Origin of the sequence: Rhizobium sp. NFACC06-2, from assembly GCF_900101425.1 — a bacterium.
GTDB lineage: Bacteria > Pseudomonadota > Alphaproteobacteria > Rhizobiales > Rhizobiaceae > Agrobacterium > Agrobacterium leguminum.
The window spans coordinates 1-16,095 of sequence record NZ_FMVA01000022.1 but is presented as its reverse complement, the minus strand read 5'-3'; the positions used below and the strand labels follow the sequence as shown (position 1 = coordinate 16,095).

Genomic DNA, 16,095 nt, shown 5'->3' with positions numbered 1-16,095 from the left:
ATGCTGAAGTGGGCTCTTATTTTCTTTGTTATCTCTTTGATCGCGGGCGTATTCGGCTTTACCGGCATTTCGGCAGCCGCGGCGGGCGTGGCCCGAATCCTGTTCTTCATCGCCGTGGTGATCTTCCTGGTCTTCCTCGTGCTTGCACTGATGGCCGGAAGCGCCGTCGTCTGAACGAAAAAAAGCGACCGGTTTTTACGCCGGTCGCCTCTCCTCTCTCCCTTAAAAAGATTCAGCCAGTCCAGCCGCCGTCAATGACGTGAATCTGGCCGGTGGTGAAGCCTGCCTCGTCCGACGCGAGATAGGTAACCAGCGCCGCGATTTCTTCCGGCGTGGCGATGCGGCCCATCGGCTGGCGGGCGATGAAATCGGCCAGCGCCTGTTCGTAATTGCCGGTGGCGCGCAGACGGTCATGCAGGGACGGGCTATCGACCGTGCCGGGGCAGATGGCGTTGCAGCGAATGCCTTTGGTGACGAAATCGGCGGCGATGGCCTTGGTCAAACCCACCACGGCCGCCTTGGAGGCAGTATAAGCGAAACGGTTCGGCACGCCCTTCACACTGGAAGCGACGGAGGACATGTTGACGATTACGCCCTTGCCCTTTTCCAGCATGCCGGGCAGGAAGGCGCGGCAGGTGCGATACATCGCCTTGGCGTTGAGATCGAAGGAGAAATCCCAGTCCTTCTCTTCGCAATCGAGAATGGTGCCTGAGTGAACGAAACCGGCGCAGTTGAACAGCACATCCGCATGGCCGATATCGGCGGCGAAATCCTTGACGCCATCGCCATCCAGCACGTTCAGAACCCGGGTTTCCGCACCTTTAAGCGTCGAAAGCGCCTGCTCATTGATATCGGTGGCGATGACGCGCGCGCCGAGCGAGACGAACCGCTCGGCCGCCGCCCGGCCGATACCCTGACCGGCGGCGGTGATCACCACTGTCCGGCCGTTAAAATCCTGCACCATGAATAGCCTCCCGCTAAGGCCCGCCCGCCCTTCAGGCACCGGACCGCTGAATTTCGATGACCTCAAATATGGATCGACAATTCATATGTAAACGCGGTATTCATATGGCGTCAAGCAAACTTGCGTGGATGGCGGGTATCGGGCAACCATATTTCAGGCTGCCCACCCGGCGACCGCGCAAAACACCTTCGAGGCCAGATGACCGACGACGACAGCGAAAGATATCGCGCTCCCGCCCTCGACAAGGGTCTGGACATTCTCGAACTTCTGGCCCGCACCGATGGCGGGCTGACCCAGATCGAGATCGCCAAGTCTATCGGCAAAAGCCCGAACGAGCTTTATCGCATGCTGGACCGGCTGGTGCGCCGCGGTTATGTGCAGCGGCTTGAGGGAGACCGCTTCTCACTGACGCTGAAAATGTTCGGGCTGGCGCATTTCCATGCGCCGATCCGCCGGCTGGTCTCCTTTGCCGCACCGGTCATGCGCGATTTTTCGGCAAGCGCCGAGCAGGCCTGTCATCTGGCGGTTTATGATCGCGGCAGCGTCGTTGTCATCGCCCAGCAGGAATCGTCCACCTACTGGGCCATGTCCATGCGGGTCGGCGCGCAGATGAGCCTGTTCCACACCGGCTCCGGCCATGTGCTTCTGGCCTTCCAGACCGAGGCGCAGCGCCAGATCATGATAACCGAACAGGTGCGCGGCAGCGGCGAAACCGTGCCGCCGGACCTTGCCGGGCGGCTGGCGGAGGTGCGCAAAAACGGTTTCGAATCCATGGACAGCCTTCAGACCGCCGGCGTGCGCAATATTTCCGCCCCGGTGCTGACGCTGGACGGCACGGCGCTTGCGGTCATCACCTGCCCCTATATTACCCCGCTTGGCGGCAAGGCCCCAACACGCGAGAGCTGTGAAGCGCTGATCCGCGAGGCGGCAAAGCGGATTTCCGAAGTGGCGACGGGAAACGGAAATTTCTGAAGCGCACAAAAAAACGCGACCGGCAGGGACCCGATCGCGTTTTGAGTGACTGGAGATTTATATCTCTTAAACGCCGGGGGAACGTGGATGGTTCCCCCTTTTTGTATCAGGCCGCAGCCAGCGTCAGTTCCTTGCGGACCATTTCGCGCAGCGTCACCAGATCCTTGGCGAACAGGCGGATGCCTTCCGAAAGCTTCTCGGTGGCCATCGCATCTTCGTTGAGCGCCCAGCGGAATGCCTTCTCGTCGAGCGACTGCAGCGGCTCTGCCTTGACATTGTCAGGCGAAAGCTTGCGCTCCAGCTTGCCGCTGTCCTTGTCCAGCTCTTCCAGCAGCGCCGGGCTGATCGTCAGGCGGTCGCAACCGGCCAGCGCTTCGATTTCGCCGACATTGCGGAAGGAGGCGCCCATGACGACGGTGCCGATGCCATTGGCCTTGTAATAATTGTAGATGCTGCGCACCGACACGACGCCCGGATCGGTCTCGGCGGTGTAGGTCTCACCGGTCGACTTCTTGTACCAGTCGAGGATACGGCCGACGAAGGGCGAGATGAGGAAGACCTTGGCTTCGGCGCAGGCAATCGCCTGTGCCTGCGAGAACAGCAGGGTCAGGTTGCAGTCGATGCCTTCGGACTGGAGAACCTCGGCAGCCTTGATGCCTTCCCAGGTGGAGGCGAGCTTGATGAGGATGCGTTCACGCTCGATGCCGCGCTCCTTATAGGCGGCAATGATGTGGCGCGCCTTGGTGATGGAGGCTTGCGTATCGAAGGAAAGGTCGGCATCGACTTCGGTCGACACGCGGCCGGGAACGAGGCCGGCAAGGGCTGCGCCCACGGAAATGGCAAGACGGTCGGCAACGGCGGCAACCACGGCGTCGGAGTGGCCGCCCTGCTTCTTGCCCCATGCGACGGCTTCCTTCACCGCATCGGCAAAGGCCGGTGTGCCGAGCGCTTTGAGAACGATGGTGGGGTTGGTGGTGCAATCCACCGGCTTCAGGCGCGCAACCGCCTCGATATCGCCGGTATCGGCAACGACCGTGGTGATGGCGCGAAGTTGTTCGAGTTTGGATGTCATATCTGATGATCCTTCATGATCTCTTGAAAACTTGCTCAGCCGTCATTTCGTTCCCGCACCGGGGGTGCGCCCAAGGCCGAAATCGCGGTTTCGTCGGTTCCAACTATCGCAAGTCGAAGACGCGAAAGTCAAGACATTTGCGCATCGCAATTGACATAAGTTTCACGCCTGCGATACTCGGTCGCTCATAAAGAATGGCGGAAACCGTGGCGAAACTGAGAAGAGAAACCCATACGGCCTATTCGGAAGCGGCGTCTCTGCGGCTGCGCGCCGCATGGCTCTATTATAATCAGGGCATGACGCAGAAGGATGTCGCCGAGAAACTGGGCATCAGCCGCTCCACCGTGATCCGCCTTCTGGACGAGGCGATGAAGCGCTCCGAAGTGCAGATATGGATCAACGAAGGCATTGAGGATTTCGTCGAGCTGGCCGGCCGGCTGGAGGCGGCCTACGGGCTGGACGAGGCGGTGATCATCCCTTCCCCGGATAAGGCGAACGCCGAAGGCACGGCCAAGGCCGTCGGGCTGGCGCTCGGGCAATTCCTCTCAGAAGCGGTGCCGAACGAGGCCACCATCGGCGTCGGCTGGGGCCGCACCATGACCGCCTCGCTTTCCAGCTTTCGCCCGCCACGCCGGGAAAATTGCAAGGTCGTCTCGCTGCTCGGCGGCATCGTCGCCGTGCACCAGACCAACCCGCTGGATTACACCTGGCGGCTGGCAAGCGCGCTCGGAGCGGAATGTTACATGTTCCTCGCGCCGCTGCTGGTGGATTCGGTTGAGACCAAACGGGCGCTGATCGAAAAATGCGGGCTCGCGACGCTTTATGATCTCGCCGAAACGCTCGATCTCGCCATCGTCTCCTGCGGCGATATCGGCCCGCATTCGACCTCGCTGTCGGAGGGTTTCATTTCCAAGGCGACGCTGCAGGAACTCATCGATGCCGGCTGCGTCTGCGACACCATGTTCAATTTCATCGATGCCGAAGGCCGCTCGGTCGATCACCCGATCAACCAGTGCGCCATGGCAATCGATCTCGATACGCTGCGCAAGGCCAAACACATCGTGCTGGCCTCCGGCGGCGCCCACCGCGCCATCGCCATCCGCGCCACGATTAAACGCATCGGCTGTAATACGCTGATAACAGACGAGGCAGCAGCGCGGGCGTTGATGGAGCTGGTTTAGGCTTCGTCAGTCGATTTAGGCTCTCCCTCATTCCTGTGCTTGTCACAGGAATCCAGTCGGCGCGCGTCTGCGCGACGGGAAGAGTCTGTTCAACCCAAGGACTTGGGCTGGCTGGATCCCTGTGACAAGCACAGGGATGAGGGAACCCGGCGTCACACCTTCCCCGTTTCCCAGCCGAGCATCGCCCGCTTGCGGGTCAGGCCCCAGTGATACCCCGTCAGAGCCCCGCTTTTCCCCACGGCGCGATGGCAGGGAACGACGAACGAGACCGGGTTGGCGCCGACCGCCGCACCCACGGCGCGGGAGGCGGTGGGCTGGCCGATATCGCAGGCGATGTGCGAATAGGTGACGGCGCGACCCATCGGGATTTTCAGGAGGCTTTCCCAGACTCGCACCTGAAAATCCGTGCCGAGCAGCACGACGCGCAGCGGCCTGTCCGCCGACCACATGGATGGATCGAAGATGCGGGCAGCGTAGGGTGCCGTCGCTTCGCGATCCTCGACATAATGCGCATTCGGCCAGCGGCCGGCCATGTCCTCGAAACAGGCCCTTTCCTCACCCGGATCGGCAAAGGCGCAGCCGGCAAGGCCACGATCTGTCACCATCACCAGCGCAAGGCCGAAGGGCGAGGTGTGGAAACCGTAACGGATCGTCAGCCCGCCGCCCTTGGCCTTCCATTCGCCGGGCGACATGGCCTCATGGGTGACGAACAGATCGTGCAGGCGTCCGGGGCCAGACATACCGACCTCGATCGAGGTTTCCAGCAGCGGCAAATCCTCTTCGCGCAACAGCCGCTTGGCATGATCGAGCGTTACGGCCTGCAGGAATGCCTTGGGCGAAAGGCCGGCCCAGCGGGTGAAGGTCTTCTGTAATTGCGTCGGCGACTGGCCAAGCTCTGCGGCAATGGCTTCGAGGGAGGGTTGCTCGCGATAATCCAGCGTCAAAAGCTCGATAACCCCACGCACCGTGTCGTAATCCGTTCCGATGGGGGTGATGTCTTCTTTCAGCGTAATATTGGCGTTCATCGCAAATCTCCTAACGGGTAAGAGAAAATCATTAAAGCGACTGCGTCTCCACCCGTTTCTTGCGCGGTGCTCCGTTTCTACCGTCATACCGGCCCTCAGCCGGAATGACGGATAGTGAGCTGGACTATCCGCTCACATCCGCCGCCGCACAGTCGCCAGCGCACCGCCAAACGCCTTGGCAAAACTTTCGCGGTCATCCGGGTTGAGAAACGAACCGATGTCGGTCGCACGGCCTTCGCCCGTCACATGCATGGAGACGATGCCGATCTCGTCATGCCGCCGCACCCTGAAACGCGCCCAGAAGGGATTGAAGCGATGCTCCACCATCCGCCCGGCGGGAGAAAATTTGCGGATCGACAGGCTGGTGCGCGAGACGCTGACCTCTTCCCGCGCCTTCGCCGCCCGGTAATTGGCGCGGAAGGCGGCATAAAGCAGCAGGAAATCCAGCCCGAAGAACAGGCCGACCGGCCATGCCCCGGTGGCGAGGAAGAAGCCGCCATAGACAAGGCAGGCCAGGCCGGAGAAAAGCAGGAGCAGCCGGAAACCCCTTCTGCCAAGCGAACGGTGCGGAACGAGTTCCGCCGCGAAAATCGGCTGGTCGTTGAGCGTATCCACGTTGCTTTCCTCAGGGCGGGCTGGCTATAGATAGTCCATGACAGTCGCCAAAAAACGATCCAGCACCCAAACATTGAAAAAGTCAAATCCGGCATCCGCGCGCAAGCCGGCGCGGGTGAAAACGGCCTATTCGAAGGACGAGCTCACCGAAATCTTCCGGCGCTTTTCCATTCAGCGACCGGAGCCGAAAGGCGAGCTGGAACATACCAATCCCTTCACCCTGCTGGTGGCCGTGGCGCTTTCCGCGCAGGCGACCGATGTGGGCGTGAACCGGGCCACGCGCGCGCTGTTCAAGGTGGCCGATACGCCGGAAAAGATGCTGGCGCTCGGCGAGGAAGACCTGATCGGATATATCAAGACCATCGGGCTTTACCGCAACAAGGCGAAAAACGTCATTGCCCTGTCGCAGATGCTGATCGACAATTTCGGCGGCGAGGTGCCGAAAACCCGCGAGGAGCTGGTGACGCTGCCGGGTGTGGGCCGCAAGACGGCCAATGTGGTGATGTCCATGGCCTTCGGCGTGCCCACGCTTGCGGTGGATACACACGTCTTCCGCATTGCCAACCGGCTCTGTCTTGCGCCGGGCAAAACCCCTGACGAGGTTGAAGACCGGCTGATCCGCATCATTCCCGAACAATATCTGTTCCATGCCCATCACTGGCTGATCCTGCACGGGCGTTATTGCTGCAAGGCGCGCAAGCCGGAATGCGAACGTTGCGTGATCGCCGATATCTGCAAGTCGCCGGAAAAGACCTTCGATATTCCAGCGCCGCTGGTGGAATTACCCGCGCAGCTGTTCAGTGCGGCCGCTAGCGAATGAGGGATCGCGCCGGCTGACGGCCTTGTGCAGATGCACCATCATGGAGGCCGCAAAAAGCGGCGTCAGCAGGTTGAGGAATGGAACCGCCAGAAAGGCCGCAATGACCAGCCCGGCCATGAAAACGGTGGTGCGGTGTTTTGAACGGAACAACCTCGCTTCGGCGGGCGAGCGGAAACGCATCGCCGCGAATTCGAAGAATTCCCGGCCGAGCAGATAGCCGTTCACCAGAAAAAACGCGATGAGATTGATACCCGGCACCAGAAGCAGCAACAGCGCGACAAGGTTGCCGGCAATGACGACACCGAAGAACTTGATGGACGACAGAACAGCCTCGCCGACCGGCATCGCCTTGCCCGGCGGATCGTTCGGATAGCTCTTTTTCTCGACCACTTCGGCGACATCGTCGAGAAACAGGCCGGCAATGACGGCGGTGACCGGCGAAATGAGCAGCGCCAGCGCCAGCGCCAACCCGATGCCGGCGAAAATGGCGAAAACGAAGGTCAGCCAGCCTGCCCAGTCCGGCACGCCGGGGATCAGCGTATCCACCCACGGCAGGGCGAAATAAATGAAGATCGAGCGAATGGCGAACCACAGCGCCGCAAGCACGAGAAGCGTGAGCCCCAGAACCTTCCAGAAGACCGACCGGGTTTCGGCGGCAAAGAGATTGTGGAAGGCAAGCCTCGCCGCATCAAAAATCATCCGGAACTCCTCGACGCCTTTCGCGTTGAAACACACTTACCAGACGAGAGATAAGCGCTGCCCGCCCGCTCTGCAAGACGGGCGGAAATATGCCAAATGGCTGGATTTAAACCGCAGATGGAATTTCTCTTGAATAAAAGGTATCTCTAAAATATAATAATATACCTATTATATTTCGCATTCCGGTCCGGTGGAGGACAAGGCCGGAAAAGCTATCCCCCACCGTCAAATTGCGGTTCGCACGCTCGTTTGCGCGCGCGCATGCATCATCGTTCAATAAAGATAAAAGAATGAGGCGTTGGTGGAAAAGCTGCTGTTGAACCTTACGCGCGCCATGAAGGCAGGCACCCCTTCAGAGCGCAAGATCGCCAAATATCTGATCGAACATCTGGACGAATTGCCGTTCGAGACGGCCCAGACGCTGGCCGCCAAGCTCAGCCTCAGTCCGATGACGGTCGGCCGTTTCCTGCGTTCGCTGGGATACCGGCAATTCAGCGATATCCGCGCCGATCTGCGCCATGCCGAAGAAACGGCGGGCGCGGACCAACCCGCCATGGCCGAAGGCGGCGAACGCCATTCCAACCCGTTTTCACAGCTTCTGTCGCAGCAGATTCAGGCCATCCAGACCGCTTTCGACATGACCACCCAATCGATCTGGCGGGTTGCCATGAACGAGATCGCCACGGCGGGCAATGTTTTTCTGGCGACCTCTCCGGAAGGTCTCGATGCCGGGCGGCATTTTTACGGGCGGCTTCTGGAGAGCCGGGGCCATATCCATTATCTCGGCAGCGACAGCGCGGCCTATGTCGCCCTGTGGGATTTCGACCCCGCGCAGGCGCTGCTCGTCATCATGGATTGCGGCGGCGCCCTGTCGCCCCTGCAACGCCTGTCGGCAATGGCGCGCAAGAGCGGCTACAGGACATTGCTGATCACCACACGCTTTTATGAATGGGGACCGGAAAGCGCCGATCTCTGCCTTGCCATGCCGCAGGCGCAGAATGGCGGCCAGGGCCTGCTGCAACTGGTCTCCCTGCTGGAATTCACCCTCTGTGCGCTTGGCGCCAGCGCCGATGACAGCGGCAGGGCAAGGGCAAAAAACCTCACGGCCCTGAAACGCTCGCTGCGTGGCTGATTGCGTTTAGCGGCAGCGGCGGCATATGAAATCGAGCGGTTGCCGCTTGTTTCTTCTCCCCGCCGGGGAGAAGGTCGCGACAGCGGGATGAAGGGGCTAGGGTGCGTTCTATCGCTGGCGTTCCCCCTCATCCGGCCCTTCGGGCCACCTTCTCCCCGGCGGGGAGAAGAAATGAGCGGCGGCCGTCAAAACCCGTCATTTCCTTTTAGAAAATCAAAGGCTTTCCAGTTCCTGACGATGGCGGTGCATGGCGAGAAAACGGCGATAATCCCGCTCATAACGGGGGCCACGCGCCGGATTGCCTGATATTTCTGCATTGCCCGGATACATGGCGGCCCCTGCAGCCGCAAGGTTCGCATGCACCCCGCCGGCCGTCGCCGCCGTCATCGCCGTGCCGAGCAGCACCGCATCGGCGGTGGCGGGAACGACGATGCGCTTGCCCGTCACATCGGCATAAAGCTCCATCAGCAGCGGGTTCTTCACATGCCCGCCGGTAACGTGCAGGCTCTCCACCGCATAACCGAAACGCTCCATCGCATCGAGCACATGGCGCGCGCCAAGCGCAATGGCGACGGCCGTGCGCCAGTAAAGACGGCAGAGACTGTCGAAAGACGTATCCAAAGTCAGTCCGCTGATGACGCCGACGGCATGCGGGTCGGCAAGCGGCGAGCGGTTGCCGTGGAAATCCGGCAGCACATGCAGCCGCTCAGCGAAGGCCTCGCCCTCAAGCGCACGCAATTCCGTTACCCGCGCAACGATGCGGGCATGCAGCGCCGTATCCGGCTCACCGCCTGCCGCATGCATGCGCACGATATGGTCGAGCAGCGCACCGGTGGCCGATTGCCCGCCCTCCACCAGCCAGTGACCCGGCAGGATCGCCTGCCAATAGGGCCCCCAGAGGCTGTGGCCGGGCATCTGCCGTTCCGACATGGCGACAAGGCAGCTCGATGTACCGGCGATCAGCGCCACATGCCGGCCCACATCCGCAGACAGGCAGCCGCCCAATGCGCCGAGCGCACCGGCATAGGCGTCGATCATGCCTGCCGCCACCTGGCAACCGTTATCGAGACCCAGTTCGGCGGCAGCTTCGGGCGAAAGCGGGCCGATGCTATCACCCGGCATTACCGTAGTTTCGGGAAGCCCTGCCCGCTCCCTCAAATCGGCAAGGCCCGCCAATTCGAGGTAATCCGCCTGCCAGCCGGGATTTTCCTGCGCCAGAAAATTCCACTTCGCCGTCTGCGTGCAATTTGAACGCTGCGCTGAACCGGTCGCCTTCCACGTCAGGAAATCCGCCAGATCGAAAGCGAAGGACATGCGCGACCAGCTTGCCGCCATATGCGTCTTCAGCCACATCAGCTTCGGCATCTGCATTTCCGGCGAGACGCTGTTGCCGGCGAAATCCAGCACCCGGTGGCCGGATGCCGTCAGCCGGTCGGCCTCGCCTATCGCCCGGTGATCGAGCCAGACGATGGTGTCGAACCGGTCCTCCCCGGTAACGGAAACCGAAACCGGCTCACCCCGCCCATCGCGGATGACCAGCGAGCAGGTGGCGTCGAAACCGATGGCGGCAATGCTTTGCGGCGAAACACCGGCCTCGGCAAGCGCTGCCCTCACCACGCTGCAGACCGCTTTCCATATGTCGGTGGAATCGTGTTCGGCGTGGTTTTCCTGCGGCCTCTGCATCAGGATCGGATGGGTGGAGCGGGCAAGCAGCCGGCCGGCCGGATCGAAAATGCCGGCCCGGGCGCTGGCGGTGCCGACATCGACAGCGACGAGATTTTGACGCATCAAGACTGCAATTCCATCCCTTGCGCAACGACCCGGCGACGGCGGCAGGCAAAATCTGCTTCAGCCCGCATCACGTTCCATTTGGCCGTCAAAACCGCCCTTCCCCACATAGCTGCCGACAAGTTGGACCAAATCCGGCATCGCGTCAAACACCGCATCCGCCCCAAGCCCGGCGATCTTTTCACGGAATGCGGGAAAGCGCGCATGCGAACCGCCGGTAAAGGCAAAAACGCCCATGCCGGCCGCCTTTGCGGCGGCAATGCCGGCCGGGCTGTCCTCGATCACGATGCAGTGACGCGGATCGACGCCCATTTCGCGCGCCGCATGAAGGAAAAGATCGGGCGCCGGTTTGCCGTTCTTCACCATGGTGGCGCTGAAGACATGCGGTTCGAATTTGTCGATCAGGCCGGTCAACCCCAGCGAATAACGGATACGTTCCGGCTGGCTTGAGGAAGCGACGCAGCGCCGCAGCGGCAGGAGCCTGTCCAGCGTTTCGCCAATGCCGTCAATCGGCCGAAGCTCGGTGCGGAAACGCTCAAACAGCGTCGCCCGCATATGGTCGAGAAAATCGATGTCGGTTTCGACACCGTAATCCTCAAACAACGTCGCCGTCATGCTGGCGACGCTGCGACCGAGGAAGCGCTCATAGGCCTCTTCCTCTCCCATCGTAACGCCGAGATGGGAGAGCATATCGAGAAGGACGGAGATGGAGACCGGCTCGCTATCGATGAGAACGCCGTCGCAATCGAAAATCAAAAGGGGCCCGGTCTCGTCTTCCATCTCATGGTCACTTTTCAGCCAGCTTGTCATCCAGATAAAGCTGCAAGGTCTTCGCCGTGCCTTCTTGCCACAGCGTCTTCAATGCATGGGCAAAGCGTTTACGGAAAAGCTCCGATTCGGCAACCGTTCCGAAGATGTCTTCAAGCGCGAGGAAGGCCATCGGATCCTCTTTGGCCTTGATGGCAGCTGCCTGAAGCCGGTCGGCGCTGGCATCGTTGAAGGCGATTTCCTTGCCGCTGTCGGAGGTGCCCTGGAAATAACGGCACCACAGCGCCGAAACCAGCGAAAGGCCGACAATATCCTCGCCGCGCGCCAGCCGGTCGGCGGTGGATGGCAGAATGAATTTCGGCTGGCGGTTGGAACCGTCCTGCGCCAGACGCGGAATGGTGTCGCCGATCTTAGGATTGAGGAAACGCCGCTCGATCAGCGCGAAATAATCGGCAAGATTCGTATCGGGAACCGGCGGAATGACCGGAATGATCTCGTCATTTTCAAGCTTTGCCAGAAATGCCCGGATCAGCGGATGTTCCATCGCCTCATGCACGAAATGAATGTCGAGCAGTGCCGCCGGATAGGCGATTGCCGCATGGCCGCCATTGAGGATGCGGATTTTCATGTGCTCATAGGGCGCAACATCCTTGACGAACTGCACGCCAGCCTTTTCCAGCGCCGGGCGGCCGGCGGGGAAATTATCCTCCATCACCCATTGCTTGAACTCCTCGCAGAAGACCGGCCAATTGTCCTCGATGCCGAAATCGTCACGGGCGATATTGCGTTCGCGCTCGCCTGTCGCGGGCGTAATGCGGTCGACCATGGAATTGGGGAAAGCGACATTTTCACCGATCCAGTTGGCGAAGGCCGGATCGGAGAGAGCCGCAAGCCCGACGACGGCATTTTTCGTGACCTTGCCATTATGCGGAATGTTATCGCAGGACATGACGGTGAAGGGTTGCAGCCCCTTGTCCCGCCGCGCCTTCAGCCCGGCGACGATGAGGCCGAACACGGTTTTCGGCGAAGCCGGGTTCCTGCCGTCCTCGGCAATGGCCGGATGCTGCGGATTGAAGGAACCGGAAGCATCGATGAAATAACCGCCTTCCGTAATCGTCATGGAAACGATGCGGATTTTCGGATCGGCGAGCGTATCGATGATGGCCTTCGTGTCGCCGACCTTCAAAATGTCGATCATCGGCCCGGTGACGCGCGCACCGGTGCGGTTATTGTCTTGCTCCACCACCGTCGTCAGGAAATCCTGCGCGGCAAGCTTTTCGCGCATCACCGCATCGGACGGCAGAACGCCCGCGCCGATGATAGCGAAGTCATGGTCCGCACCTGTGTTGAAGAGGTCATCCAGATAAACCGCCTGATGGGCGCGGTGGAAATTGCCGACGCCGAAATGCACGATGCCGGCGGAAAGATCGGCCCGGGAATAGGCCGGAACAGCCGCGGTTTTTCTGGCGTCGTCAAGTGTTGCCAGGGAGAGTTTGCATGTCATGTCACGATCCTCGAAGGGGAAACGTTGTTCGTGCCAAGGCCGGGCGGCAGGCGCCCGAGACTCAGCTCATCCAGTTGCCGCCATCGACATTATAGGTCTGGGCGACGACGTATTGTGCCTCATCGGAGGCAAGGAAGATCGCCATGCCGGTCAGGTCTTCAGCACGGCCCATGCGGCCGAAGGGCACGGCCTCCCCGACCAACCGCTTCTTTTCACCGGCGGGGCGGTTTTCATATTTCGCAAACAGCGCATCCACGCCGTCCCAGTGCTCGCCATCGACCACGCCCGGCGCAATAGCGTTGACGTTGATGCCGTGCCTGATGAGATCGAGCGCCGCCGATTGGGTGAGGCTGATGACGGCGGCCTTGGTGGCGCAATAAACCGCCACCAAGGCCTCGCCGCGCCGGCCCGCCTGGCTTGCCATGTTGATGATCTTGCCGCCTTTTCCCCGAGCGATCATTGTTTTTGCGGCGGCCTGCATCATGAACAGCGTGCCGGACACGTTGATCGAAAACAGTCTTTCGTAGCTCTCGCGCTTGATCTCGACAATCGGTGCCAGATCGAACAGCGCGGCATTGTTGATGAGGATATCGAGCCCGCCGGTCTGGCCCTCCACCGTGCGAATGGCGGTGTCGATGGAATGCTGTTTGGTCACGTCGAGTTCGACGGCATAGGCATTCTCGCCGATCTCCCGGGCGGTCTTGCTGGCGCGCTCGAAATCGATATCGGCAATGGCGACGGTTGCCCCCTCCCGTATATAGGCTTCGGCAAAGGCACGGCCGATGCCGCGCGCCGAACCTGTTATCAGCGCGGATTTGCCTTCCAGTCTTCCCGTCATATCGCCTTACCCTTCTCATCGAACCTGTGGATCTTGGTGTCATCCGGCGTGATGAAGACGGTATCGCCGTGTTTGCATTCGAACTCGCCATCGGTGCGGGCAGTAATCGGCCCGATGCCGTTCACCTCGAGATGCAGGAAGGTATCCGATCCGAGATGTTCGGCGACGGTGACCTTGCCCTGCCACAGCCCGCTTTCCTTCGACAGCACCAGATGCTCCGGCCGCACGCCGGCGGTGGTCGCGCCCTTTTGGCGGGCGAAGTCACCGGTCACCAGGTTCATGCGCGGCGAGCCGATGAAGCCGGCGACGAAGAGGTTGGCGGGGGAGCGGTAAAGCTCCATCGGCGAGCCGACCTGCTCGATATTGCCGCGGTTGAGGACGACGATCTTGTCGGCCATGGTCATCGCCTCCACCTGGTCGTGGGTGACGTAGATCATCGTCGTCTTCAGCGTATTGTGCAGTTCTGAGATTTCCAACCGCATGGTGCCGCGCAGCGCCGCATCGAGGTTGGAAAGCGGCTCGTCGAACAGGAAGGCGGAGGGTTCGCGCACGATGGCGCGGCCGATGGCGACACGCTGGCGCTGGCCGCCCGACAGCTGCGAGGGCCGGCGCTCGAGATAATCGGTAAGGTTCAGCACCCTTGCGGCGTCTTCGACCTTTTTATCGATGATCGCCTTGTCGAGCTTGGCCATCTTCAGCGGAAAGGCGATGTTGTTTCTCACACTCATATGCGGATAAAGCGCATAGGACTGGAACACCATGGCAAGGCCGCGCTCGGCGGGCGCGCGCTCGGTCACATCCTTGCCGTCGATGACGATCTTGCCGCCGGAAACATCTTCCAGCCCGGCAATCAGGCGCAGCAGCGTGGACTTGCCGCAGCCGGAGGGGCCGACGAAGACGACGAATTCGCCGTCATGGATATCGAGATCGATCGACGGGATGACTTTCGCCTCACCGAAGAGCTTGGACACGTTCTGAAGGGAAATGCTGCCCATGTTTGTCGTTCCTTATTTCACGGCGCCGAAGGTCAGGCCACGCACGAGTTGTTTCTGCGAGAACCAGCCGATGACGAGAATGGGGGCGATCGCCATCATCGAGGCGGCCGAGAGTTTTGCCCAGAACAGCCCCTGCGGACTTGAGAAGGAGGCGATGAAGGCCGTCAGCGGGGCGGCATTGGTGGTCGTCAGCCGGATGGTCCAGAAGGATTCGTTCCAGGCGAGGATGACGTTGAGGAGCAGCGTCGAGGCAATGCCCGGAACCGCCATCGGCGTCAGCACATGCACGATCTCGTTCCACAAGGATGCGCCATCCATGCGGGCGGCTTCCAGAATCTCGCCGGGGATTTCCCGGAAGTAGGTGTAGAGCATCCAGATGACGATCGGCAGGTTGATGAAGGTGAGCATGATGGTGAGCCCGATGCGGGTATCGAGCAGGCCGGCATTGCGGAAGATCAGGTAGATCGGCACCAGCACGGCGACGGCCGGCATCATCTTGGTGGAGAGCATCCACATCAAAATGTCCTTGGTGCGCTTGGTCGGCGAGAACGCCATGGCCCAGGCGGCGGGAATGGCGATGATCAGCGCAATGATCGTCGAGCCGAGCGACAGCACCACCGAGTTCATGAAGGGCTTGAAGTAATCGCGCTGGGTCTGGACCGTCACGTAATTCTCGAGCGTGCCGGACGGAATGAGGCTGAAGCCGGCGATGGCCTCCGGCTCGGTCTTGATCGAGGTGAGGAAGGCATAGAGGATCGGGAAGAACAGCAGCAGCGCCACGGCCCAGGCCGCGATGGAAAAGCCGATCTTTGCGCGAGTGGTTGTCTTGCGGGCCATGATGTTTCCCCCTTACCGGTCGAGGTTCTTGCCGACGGCGCGCATCAGGAAGATGGCGACGATATTGGCGAGGATGACGGCGATGATACCGCCGGCCGAAGCCCCGCCGACGTCATAGCCCAGAAGTGCGGTGCGATAGATGAGGAAGGCAAGGTTGGTGGAAGCGTAGCCTGGGCCGCCATTGGTGGTGACGAGGATTTCCGCGTAGACGCCAAGCAGGAAGATCGTCTGGATCAGAATGACGACGGTGATGGCGCGGGAAAGATGCGGCAACGTCAGATAGATGAAGCGGTTGACGAAGTTGGCGCCATCCATCTCGGCGGCTTCCTTCTGTTCGCCATCGAGCGACTGCAGCGCGGTCAAGAGGATCAGTGTTGCAAAGGGCAGCCATTGCCAGGCGACGATGATGATGATGGACAAGAGCGGAAACTGCGCGAACCAGTCGACCGGCTGGAAACCGAAGAAGCGCGACAGATCGGCAAGCACGCCGTAACCGGGATGCATGATCATGTTCTTCCACACCAAAGCAGCCACCGGCGGCATGACGAAGAAGGGCGAGATGATCATGATGCGCACGATGCCCTGGCCGAAAATGTCATTGTCGAGCAGAAGCGCAATGGCGATGCCGCCAACCACCGTGATGAGCAGCACACCGCCGACGATCAACAGCGTGTTCCAGATCGACTGGAAGAAGGCCGGGTCGGTATAGAAATACTGGTAATTGAACAGACCAGCGAAGCTGACATTGGCCGGGTTGAGGAGATTGTAGTTCTGGAACGAGAACCAGAGCGTCATCGCCAGAGGCACGATCATCCACACCAGAAGCAGCAGCACCGATGGCGCAAGCATGACCCGCGCTAATCCGCTTGTGTTTCGGGTTGCCAT

At 60.8% G+C, this 16,095-nt stretch carries 17 protein-coding genes; 5 read left to right on the top strand and 12 right to left on the bottom strand.

Annotated elements, in window-relative coordinates:
* The gene (locus F3H58_RS24720; protein ID WP_003499086.1) at positions 1–174 is read left to right on the top strand and encodes a DUF1328 domain-containing protein; all 174 of its coding nucleotides are present in this window, start codon (positions 1–3) and stop codon (positions 172–174) included.
* A gap of 58 nt (positions 175–232) precedes the next feature.
* Here the strand turns inward: F3H58_RS24720 and F3H58_RS24715 are convergent, their stop codons facing one another.
* Positions 233–964: an SDR family oxidoreductase gene (locus tag F3H58_RS24715; protein WP_149744121.1), complete on the bottom strand. Its 732-nt coding sequence runs from the start codon at positions 962–964 to the stop codon at positions 233–235.
* A gap of 198 nt (positions 965–1,162) precedes the next feature.
* On the opposite strand from F3H58_RS24715, the gene F3H58_RS24710 reads away from it, so the two are divergent.
* A complete protein-coding gene (locus tag F3H58_RS24710; protein WP_149744120.1) occupies positions 1,163–1,936 on the top strand; it encodes an IclR family transcriptional regulator in 774 nt (257 codons plus the stop codon).
* 106 nt (positions 1,937–2,042) lie between these two features.
* Here the strand turns inward: F3H58_RS24710 and tal are convergent, their stop codons facing one another.
* Positions 2,043–3,008, bottom strand: a complete 966-nt coding sequence (tal, locus tag F3H58_RS24705) for a transaldolase (protein WP_149744119.1) — start codon at positions 3,006–3,008, stop codon at positions 2,043–2,045.
* A gap of 206 nt (positions 3,009–3,214) precedes the next feature.
* Here tal and F3H58_RS24700 point away from each other — a divergent pair, with 206 nt between their 5' ends.
* A complete protein-coding gene (locus F3H58_RS24700; protein WP_188129059.1) occupies positions 3,215–4,189 on the top strand; it encodes a sugar-binding transcriptional regulator in 975 nt (324 codons plus the stop codon).
* A 152-nt stretch (positions 4,190–4,341) separates the two neighbouring features.
* Here the strand turns inward: F3H58_RS24700 and F3H58_RS24695 are convergent, their stop codons facing one another.
* A complete protein-coding gene (locus tag F3H58_RS24695; protein ID WP_149744117.1) occupies positions 4,342–5,214 on the bottom strand; it encodes a methylated-DNA--[protein]-cysteine S-methyltransferase in 873 nt (290 codons plus the stop codon).
* A 132-nt stretch (positions 5,215–5,346) separates the two neighbouring features.
* The gene (locus tag F3H58_RS24690) at positions 5,347–5,829 is read right to left on the bottom strand and encodes a DUF2244 domain-containing protein (protein WP_003523126.1); all 483 of its coding nucleotides are present in this window, start codon (positions 5,827–5,829) and stop codon (positions 5,347–5,349) included.
* Between the two features lie 37 nt (positions 5,830–5,866).
* Here F3H58_RS24690 and nth point away from each other — a divergent pair, with 37 nt between their 5' ends.
* Positions 5,867–6,649 carry an endonuclease III gene (gene nth, locus F3H58_RS24685; RefSeq protein ID WP_149744116.1) on the top strand — a complete coding sequence of 261 codons (783 nt, stop codon included), beginning with the start codon at positions 5,867–5,869 and terminating at the stop codon, positions 6,647–6,649.
* Here nth and F3H58_RS24680 read toward each other — a convergent pair.
* On the bottom strand, positions 6,611–7,348 hold the full coding sequence (locus tag F3H58_RS24680; protein WP_059759536.1) for a sulfate transporter family protein: 738 nt from the start codon (positions 7,346–7,348) through the stop codon (positions 6,611–6,613). The genes nth and F3H58_RS24680 overlap by 39 nt on opposite strands.
* A gap of 298 nt (positions 7,349–7,646) precedes the next feature.
* Between F3H58_RS24680 and F3H58_RS24675 the strand changes: the two genes are divergently transcribed.
* On the top strand, positions 7,647–8,480 hold the full coding sequence (locus tag F3H58_RS24675; protein WP_149744115.1) for a MurR/RpiR family transcriptional regulator: 834 nt from the start codon (positions 7,647–7,649) through the stop codon (positions 8,478–8,480).
* A gap of 213 nt (positions 8,481–8,693) precedes the next feature.
* Here the strand turns inward: F3H58_RS24675 and F3H58_RS24670 are convergent, their stop codons facing one another.
* The 7 genes from F3H58_RS24670 to F3H58_RS24640 form a co-directional block, all read right to left on the bottom strand.
* A complete protein-coding gene (locus F3H58_RS24670) occupies positions 8,694–10,268 on the bottom strand; it encodes an FGGY-family carbohydrate kinase (protein WP_188129065.1) in 1,575 nt (524 codons plus the stop codon).
* Between the two features lie 60 nt (positions 10,269–10,328).
* Entirely contained in the window at positions 10,329–11,048 is a 720-nt protein-coding gene (locus F3H58_RS24665) for an HAD family hydrolase (protein ID WP_149744113.1), read from the bottom strand.
* A gap of 7 nt (positions 11,049–11,055) precedes the next feature.
* Positions 11,056–12,540 carry a mannitol dehydrogenase family protein gene (locus F3H58_RS24660; RefSeq protein WP_149744112.1) on the bottom strand — a complete coding sequence of 495 codons (1,485 nt, stop codon included), beginning with the start codon at positions 12,538–12,540 and terminating at the stop codon, positions 11,056–11,058.
* Between the two features lie 61 nt (positions 12,541–12,601).
* Positions 12,602–13,378 (bottom strand): L-iditol 2-dehydrogenase, encoded by a 777-nt coding sequence (locus F3H58_RS24655; RefSeq protein WP_149744111.1) that lies wholly within the window; start codon positions 13,376–13,378, stop codon positions 12,602–12,604.
* Positions 13,375–14,373: an ABC transporter ATP-binding protein gene (locus F3H58_RS24650; RefSeq protein WP_149744110.1), complete on the bottom strand. Its 999-nt coding sequence runs from the start codon at positions 14,371–14,373 to the stop codon at positions 13,375–13,377. Before F3H58_RS24650 ends, F3H58_RS24655 begins: the two co-directional genes overlap by 4 nt.
* Before the next feature lie 12 nt (positions 14,374–14,385).
* A complete protein-coding gene (locus F3H58_RS24645) occupies positions 14,386–15,210 on the bottom strand; it encodes a carbohydrate ABC transporter permease (protein WP_003525171.1) in 825 nt (274 codons plus the stop codon).
* A gap of 12 nt (positions 15,211–15,222) precedes the next feature.
* The coding region (locus tag F3H58_RS24640; RefSeq protein WP_080857880.1) for a carbohydrate ABC transporter permease at positions 15,223–16,095 on the bottom strand (873 nt) is incomplete at its 5' end.

Excerpts from the sequence above, each read along its gene's own strand:
- F3H58_RS24720 (WP_003499086.1), top strand. The coding sequence starts at position 1 with ATGCTGAAGTGGGCTCTTATTTTCTTTGTTATCTCTTTGATCGCGGGC.
- F3H58_RS24715 (WP_149744121.1), bottom strand. The coding sequence starts at position 964 with ATGGTGCAGGATTTTAACGGCCGGACAGTGGTGATCACCGCCGCCGGT.
- F3H58_RS24710 (WP_149744120.1), top strand. The coding sequence starts at position 1,163 with ATGACCGACGACGACAGCGAAAGATATCGCGCTCCCGCCCTCGACAAG.
- tal (WP_149744119.1), bottom strand. The coding sequence starts at position 3,008 with ATGACATCCAAACTCGAACAACTTCGCGCCATCACCACGGTCGTTGCC.
- F3H58_RS24695 (WP_149744117.1), bottom strand. The coding sequence starts at position 5,214 with ATGAACGCCAATATTACGCTGAAAGAAGACATCACCCCCATCGGAACG.
- nth (WP_149744116.1), top strand. The coding sequence starts at position 5,867 with ATGACAGTCGCCAAAAAACGATCCAGCACCCAAACATTGAAAAAGTCA.
- F3H58_RS24680 (WP_059759536.1), bottom strand. The coding sequence starts at position 7,348 with ATGATTTTTGATGCGGCGAGGCTTGCCTTCCACAATCTCTTTGCCGCC.
- F3H58_RS24670 (WP_188129065.1), bottom strand. The coding sequence starts at position 10,268 with ATGCGTCAAAATCTCGTCGCTGTCGATGTCGGCACCGCCAGCGCCCGG.
- F3H58_RS24665 (WP_149744113.1), bottom strand. The coding sequence starts at position 11,048 with ATGGAAGACGAGACCGGGCCCCTTTTGATTTTCGATTGCGACGGCGTT.
- F3H58_RS24660 (WP_149744112.1), bottom strand. The coding sequence starts at position 12,540 with ATGACATGCAAACTCTCCCTGGCAACACTTGACGACGCCAGAAAAACC.
- F3H58_RS24655 (WP_149744111.1), bottom strand. The coding sequence starts at position 13,378 with ATGACGGGAAGACTGGAAGGCAAATCCGCGCTGATAACAGGTTCGGCG.
- F3H58_RS24650 (WP_149744110.1), bottom strand. The coding sequence starts at position 14,373 with ATGGGCAGCATTTCCCTTCAGAACGTGTCCAAGCTCTTCGGTGAGGCG.
- F3H58_RS24645 (WP_003525171.1), bottom strand. The coding sequence starts at position 15,210 with ATGGCCCGCAAGACAACCACTCGCGCAAAGATCGGCTTTTCCATCGCG.